Here is a 4,946-nt window from a genome sequence, read left to right on the forward strand (position 1 = left end):
ACCGTCACGCCGTCCTTGGTGGAGCGCGGGGCGCCGAAGGACTTCTCGATGATCACGTTGCGGCCCTTGGGACCGAGCGTCACCTTGACCGCATTGGCCAGGATGTTGACGCCGCGCAGCATCCGGTCGCGCGCGTCGGAAGCGAAATAGACGTCTTTCGCAGCCATGTTGGGAACTCTCTTTTCTGATGAAATTCTGGGGGGGAGAAAAGCTCTGGAAGGCCCAGGCCTGGCGTTCTTGGCGCTTAGGCTTCGAGCACGCCCAGGATGTCGCTTTCCTTCATGATCAGCAGGTCCACGCCGTCGAGCTTGACCTCGGTGCCGGACCACTTGCCGAACAGGATCTTGTCGCCCTTCTTGACGTCGAGGGGCTGGATCTTGCCGGTGTCATCGCGCGCGCCGGGGCCGACGGCGACGACTTCGCCCTCCTGGGGCTTTTCCTTGGCGGTGTCGGGAATGATGATCCCGCCCTTGGTCTTTTCTTCTTCCTCGACGCGCTTGATGAGGACGCGGTCTCCCAGGGGACGAAACGCCATGATATTCTTTCTCCGTTCGGAACGACGGTTGGTTTTGTGACAGCGCCAGACGCTGCAAGGCCGCGTGTTAGCAGTCGCGGCTCTTGAGTGCTAACGACGCGGTGCAAGTAGGAAGGTGTCGGGGACGAGTCAAGCGCGGCGATCGGCGGCGGAACGCGGAAAGTGCTGGAGGCGCCCGATGGGCGCGGCTAGGGTCGGCGACGAGGAACGAACCAATTCGGAGAATATCACCCATGCGACGCGCCCTGGCGCTTGCCGCCCTGATCGCCATGTCCGTCGCGGGCACGGCCGACGCCGCCCACTGGACCAAATATGTCGATGCCGACGGCGGCCTCGCCTGGTCGTATGACAGCGACTACAGCTACAAGGATCGCGCCACCGGCCGTCTGGTGGTGATGCAGGCGATCTCCAAGCCCTCCGCCAGTATTGGCCCCGCCGGTCCCGGCGAGGAGAACGGCGTGGGCTCGGTCGTGGCCCTGGACTGCGCCAAGCACAACATGATCGTGATGAGCGGCTACAAGCCCAGCGCGCCGCTCAACATCAAGGGCGCCTGGCGCGAGGACACGCCGAAGAAGGCCGAGGGGCCGGAGAACCAGGCGCTGTTCGCCGCGGTCTGCACCCAGATGGCCAGCGTACCGGTGAAGTAGCCGGGCCTGGAGCGTCGCGTCCGGGCGAGCCAGGGCCATGTTCCTCCTCGACCCGGCGTTTCCAGAGAGCTCCGAGCCCGTCGGCGACCTGGCGCTTTGCCATGTGCGCCTGCAGGCCGATGCCCGCTTTCCCTGGCTTGTGCTGATCCCGCGCCTGGCGTCGGCGCGGGAACTGGAGGATCTGGGCGAGGCCGAGCGCACGCAGCTGATGGCGGAGATCCTGCGCGCCGGCGCCGCCGTGCGCGCGGTGGCCCTGGCGATGGCCCGGCCGGCGGCCAAGCTCAACATCGCCCAGCTCGGCAATGTCACCGCTCAGCTGCACATCCATGTCATCGGCCGCCGCACCGACGACGACGCCTGGCCCGCGCCGGTGTGGGGGGTCGGCGCGGCCCGGCCCTACGATCCGGCGGATGCGGCGCTGGCGATCGCCGCGGCGCGGGCCGCGCTGGGACTTTAGGGTCCGGTTCGCCGCAGGACCACCGGGCGGCGGCTGCCGCCCTCGGCAAGTTCGCCCGTCCAGCGGCCGTCGTCGCCGGCGTGGAGGGTTGCGACCACACCTGTGGCGCCGGGCTCGGGCGTGAAGCCAAGCGACAGCTCCCGGCCCTGGCGCTGGAGGTTGTCGATCAGGCCCGAGCCGTTCAGCGACCCTTTGCGGCGCAGGTCGCGCCAGACGCCTTCCAGCCGGTCGGCGCGATCCACCAGCTGCAGGGCGTAGAGATCGCCGCCGCCGCCGCCATTGCCACCGGGGGTCATCAGGGTCCAGCCGCCGTCCAGCGGCCCCTGAAATCCCTGGGCCGAAGCGAACGAGGCGCGCAGGCGGGTGTCGTAGGCCGCGTCCCGAGTGGTCGGGTCTGCGTCCGGGGTCTTGCCGGTCTCATCCACACGGACCGGCGCGCTGAGCCGAGGCGCGGCGCGTGGCTGGCCGGCGGTATCGGGCTCGTCCTCGTCCCGGGCGGTCTGAGGCTGCAACAGGGTCCCGATGACATCGACGGAGGCGGTGGCGGGCGGCGCGGGCTGGGCGTCGGCCGACCGCGCGGCGGCCAGGATCAACAGCAGGGTTGCGACCAAGGCCCGCATCGACCGTCATGCCCCCCGCCCGGCGATGGCCCGGGTCACCGCAAGCAGCCGGCGCGCCTGGTCCAGGTGCAGCCGCTCGACCATCCGGCCCTCGACCTTGAGCACCCCCTTGCCCGCGGCCTCCGGAGCCTCGAAAGCCGCGGTGACGGTGCGCGCCCAGGCCACCGCCAAGGCGTCGGGGGCGAAGACGCGGTTGGCGATGTCCAGGTGGGTCGGGTGGATCAGGCTCTTGCCGTCGAAGCCGAAGTCCGCCCCCTGGCGGCATTCGCGCTCCAGGCCGGCGAGGTCGGGAATGTCGTTGAACACCCCGTCCAGGATGGCCAGGCCATGGGCCCGGGCGGCCATGACGGCGGACGCCAGGGCCGGCAGCAGCGGCGCGCGGTCCGCGCCCGGCCGGCAGCGCATCTCCTTGATCAGGTCATTGACCCCGATCACCCAGGTCTCGACGCCCTCGGCGCGGGAGGCGTGGCCCAATGCGTCCAGGGCGAAGATCGCCGCGCAGGTTTCGATCATCGCCCATATCGGCGTTACCGGCCCCAGCGCCTGGCGATAGGCGGCCAGGTCGCCCGGCGAGGCCGCCTTGGGGACCAGCACCGCGCCCAGGTTCCCCTCGGCGCCCGCCCGCGCCACGGCCGCCAGGTCATCGGCGCCCCAGGGCGTGTCGAGGCCGTTCACCCGGATCACCAGCTCGCGCGCGCCGAAGCCGCCGGCGCGCGCCGCGGCCGCCGCCAGGCCCCGCGCCTCGGCCTTCGCCTCCGGCCCCACGGAGTCCTCCAGGTCCAGGATCACCACGTCGCAGGCCAGGGTCCTGGCCTTGTCGATGGCGCGGGGGTTGGCGCCCGGCAGGTAGAGCGCGCTGCGCCGGGGGCGGGCGTCGGGCATGGTCTCCAAGGTCGCGCTCCCTGCTGCGTGCATCAATCATTACGTCTAGGGTAGGATCATGACCACTCGCTACGACCCCGACGCGCGCAATGTCCTGGGCGGGGAGCTTTTGTCCTGCTCGCTGCGGCCGATGACCGGCTTCTTCCGCAACGGCTGCTGCGAGACCAGCCATGAGGACGTGGGCCTGCACACCGTCTGCGCGGTGATGACCGCGGAGTTCCTGGCGTTCAGCCGCGCCGCCGGCAACGACCTGACCACGCCGATGCTGGAGGCCGGCTTCCCGGGCCTGACGCCCGGCGACCGCTGGTGCCTGTGCGCGCCGCGCTGGAAAGAGGCGCTGGACGCCGGCGCCGCGCCGAAGCTGGTGCTGGAAGCCACCCACGAGGAGACCCTGGCGATCGTGCCGCTGGGCGTGCTCAAGGACTACGCGGTGGAGGCCTGACGGCGCTCAGCGCAGGGGGTAGCTGGCCTCGAGCCGGTAGTGGGCCGGCCCGCCGCCGAGAAAGCTGGAATAGAGGCCGAAGCTCGCCACGCGGATCGGCGGTGATTTCAAAAGGTTGTTGGCCTGGATCCAGGCGGCGACCTCGGCGGGGTCGGGACGGCGCAGATAGGCGAGCGTCACGTGCGGCCGATAGTGGCGGGTGTCGGCCTTGAGGCCCACGCGGCGCGCGGCAGTCTCACACGCCCTGGCCAGGCGGCCAAGCTGGGCGCTGTCGGCCACCCGGGCCCAGATCGCATGGATGTCCGGCCCCTCCCCGAACGCGCCGACGCCTTCAAGCCCGATGTCGAACGGCGCGGCGCGCAGGCCCGAGAGTTCGGCGTCGAGGTCGCGAGCGAGATCCTCGCGGATTTCCCCGAAGAACCGCAGCGTCACGTGCAGGGCGTCGAGAGGGCGCCAGCGCGCGCCCTCGACGCCGTGCTGGCGCCGCGCCAGGGCCAGGCCGATCTCCTCGGGAATCGAAAGGGCTGCGAAGAGCCGGATCATGATGCACAGCTTAGCTCGGTTTCGGCCGCGAAAGACCGGCCAAATCCCTGACAGGACCTTAACCAACAAGGTCTTGCTTCCGCCACGCGGCGACCCGATATTTCACCTGCGTCCAATCCGGACGATCAACTCAAGGGCTTTGCCTCAAATGAGCGACCTCAACCGCGGCTTTGCGCGCACGATCCCCGCGGATCGCGCCGACATGTCGGTGGACGTGGGCCTGCGCAGCTTCATGCTAGGCGTCTACAACAAGGTGGCGCTGGGCCTCGTGCTGTCCGCCGCCCTGGCCTATGTGACCGGGCAGGTGGCGCCCGTCCAGGCGCTGCTCTATCGGATCACCGCTGACGGGCGCCTCGCCGGCCTGCAGCCCCTGGGCTATGTGATCGCCTTCGCGCCGATCGTGGTGATGCTGTTCGGCATGACGGCGATCCGCAACGCGACGCCCCGGTCGTCGGGCATCCTCTACTGGACCATCGTCAGCCTGATCGGCGCGTCGCTGGGCGTGCTGACCCTGGTCTATACTGGCGGGTCGATCGCCTCGACCTTCCTGATCACCGCCACCGCCTTCGGCGGCCTCAGCCTGTTCGGTTATACGACCAAGCGCGACATGACCGGCTTCGGCAGCTTCCTGATGGTCGGGCTGATCGGCTTGGTGCTGGCCTCGGTGGTGAACATGTTCCTGCACTCCGGGCCGATGAACTTCCTCATCAGCGTCGTCGGCGTGTTCATCTTCGCCGGCCTGATCGCCTATGACACCCAGCGCCTGAAGATGACCTACTATCAGCTCGGCGGCGACCAGCAGGCGATGGGCGTGGCCACC

General features: G+C 69.7%; 8 protein-coding genes and 1 pseudogene. 4 read left to right on the forward strand and 5 right to left on the reverse strand.

The window, feature by feature from the left end; translation table 11 throughout:
- A pseudogene (gene groEL / locus RMN86_RS10930) lies at nt 1-167 on the reverse strand (chaperonin GroEL); the annotation flags it as partial.
- A gap of 77 nt (nt 168-244) precedes the next feature.
- Nucleotides 245-535, reverse strand: coding sequence for a co-chaperone GroES (groES, locus tag RMN86_RS10935; protein ID WP_309605878.1), 291 nt, complete (start codon nt 533-535; stop codon nt 245-247).
- A gap of 233 nt (nt 536-768) precedes the next feature.
- Here groES and RMN86_RS10940 point away from each other — a divergent pair, with 233 nt between their 5' ends.
- Both RMN86_RS10940 and RMN86_RS10945 read left to right on the forward strand, forming a co-directional pair.
- Nucleotides 769-1,182 carry a hypothetical protein gene (locus RMN86_RS10940; protein WP_309605879.1) on the forward strand — a complete coding sequence of 138 codons (414 nt, stop codon included), beginning with the start codon at nt 769-771 and terminating at the stop codon, nt 1,180-1,182.
- Nucleotides 1,183-1,219: 37 nt separating this feature from the next.
- Entirely contained in the window at nt 1,220-1,639 is a 420-nt protein-coding gene (locus RMN86_RS10945) for an HIT domain-containing protein (protein WP_309605880.1), read from the forward strand.
- On the opposite strand, the gene RMN86_RS10950 is transcribed toward RMN86_RS10945, so the two are convergent.
- On the reverse strand, nt 1,636-2,250 hold the full coding sequence (locus RMN86_RS10950) for a hypothetical protein (RefSeq protein WP_309605881.1): 615 nt from the start codon (nt 2,248-2,250) through the stop codon (nt 1,636-1,638). The two genes, RMN86_RS10945 and RMN86_RS10950, sit on opposite strands and share 4 nt — an antisense overlap.
- A 15-nt stretch (nt 2,251-2,265) precedes the next feature.
- Entirely contained in the window at nt 2,266-3,141 is an 876-nt protein-coding gene (locus RMN86_RS10955; RefSeq protein ID WP_309605882.1) for a CoA ester lyase, read from the reverse strand.
- A gap of 58 nt (nt 3,142-3,199) precedes the next feature.
- On the opposite strand from RMN86_RS10955, the gene RMN86_RS10960 reads away from it, so the two are divergent.
- Nucleotides 3,200-3,583, forward strand: coding sequence for a DUF2237 domain-containing protein (locus RMN86_RS10960; protein WP_309605883.1), 384 nt, complete (start codon nt 3,200-3,202; stop codon nt 3,581-3,583).
- A 6-nt stretch (nt 3,584-3,589) separates the two neighbouring features.
- On the opposite strand, the gene thpR is transcribed toward RMN86_RS10960, so the two are convergent.
- Entirely contained in the window at nt 3,590-4,126 is a 537-nt protein-coding gene (gene thpR / locus RMN86_RS10965; protein ID WP_309605884.1) for an RNA 2',3'-cyclic phosphodiesterase, read from the reverse strand.
- Between the two features lie 148 nt (nt 4,127-4,274).
- Here thpR and RMN86_RS10970 point away from each other — a divergent pair.
- Nucleotides 4,275-4,946, forward strand: a 672-nt coding sequence (locus RMN86_RS10970) for a Bax inhibitor-1/YccA family protein (protein ID WP_309605885.1), incomplete at its 3' end; no start/stop codon positions are given.

Source organism: Phenylobacterium sp. (genome assembly GCF_031360265.1).
In the GTDB taxonomy this organism is placed as follows: domain Bacteria; phylum Pseudomonadota; class Alphaproteobacteria; order Caulobacterales; family Caulobacteraceae; genus Phenylobacterium.

Bases quoted from the DNA above. Each gene is read 5' to 3' on its own strand.
- groES (WP_309605878.1), bottom strand. From the start codon at position 535: ATGGCGTTTCGTCCCCTGGGAGACCGCGTCCTCATCAAGCGCGTCGAG.
- RMN86_RS10940 (WP_309605879.1), top strand. From the start codon at position 769: ATGCGACGCGCCCTGGCGCTTGCCGCCCTGATCGCCATGTCCGTCGCG.
- RMN86_RS10945 (WP_309605880.1), top strand. From the start codon at position 1,220: ATGTTCCTCCTCGACCCGGCGTTTCCAGAGAGCTCCGAGCCCGTCGGC.
- RMN86_RS10955 (WP_309605882.1), bottom strand. From the start codon at position 3,141: ATGCCCGACGCCCGCCCCCGGCGCAGCGCGCTCTACCTGCCGGGCGCC.
- RMN86_RS10960 (WP_309605883.1), top strand. From the start codon at position 3,200: ATGACCACTCGCTACGACCCCGACGCGCGCAATGTCCTGGGCGGGGAG.
- thpR (WP_309605884.1), bottom strand. From the start codon at position 4,126: ATGATCCGGCTCTTCGCAGCCCTTTCGATTCCCGAGGAGATCGGCCTG.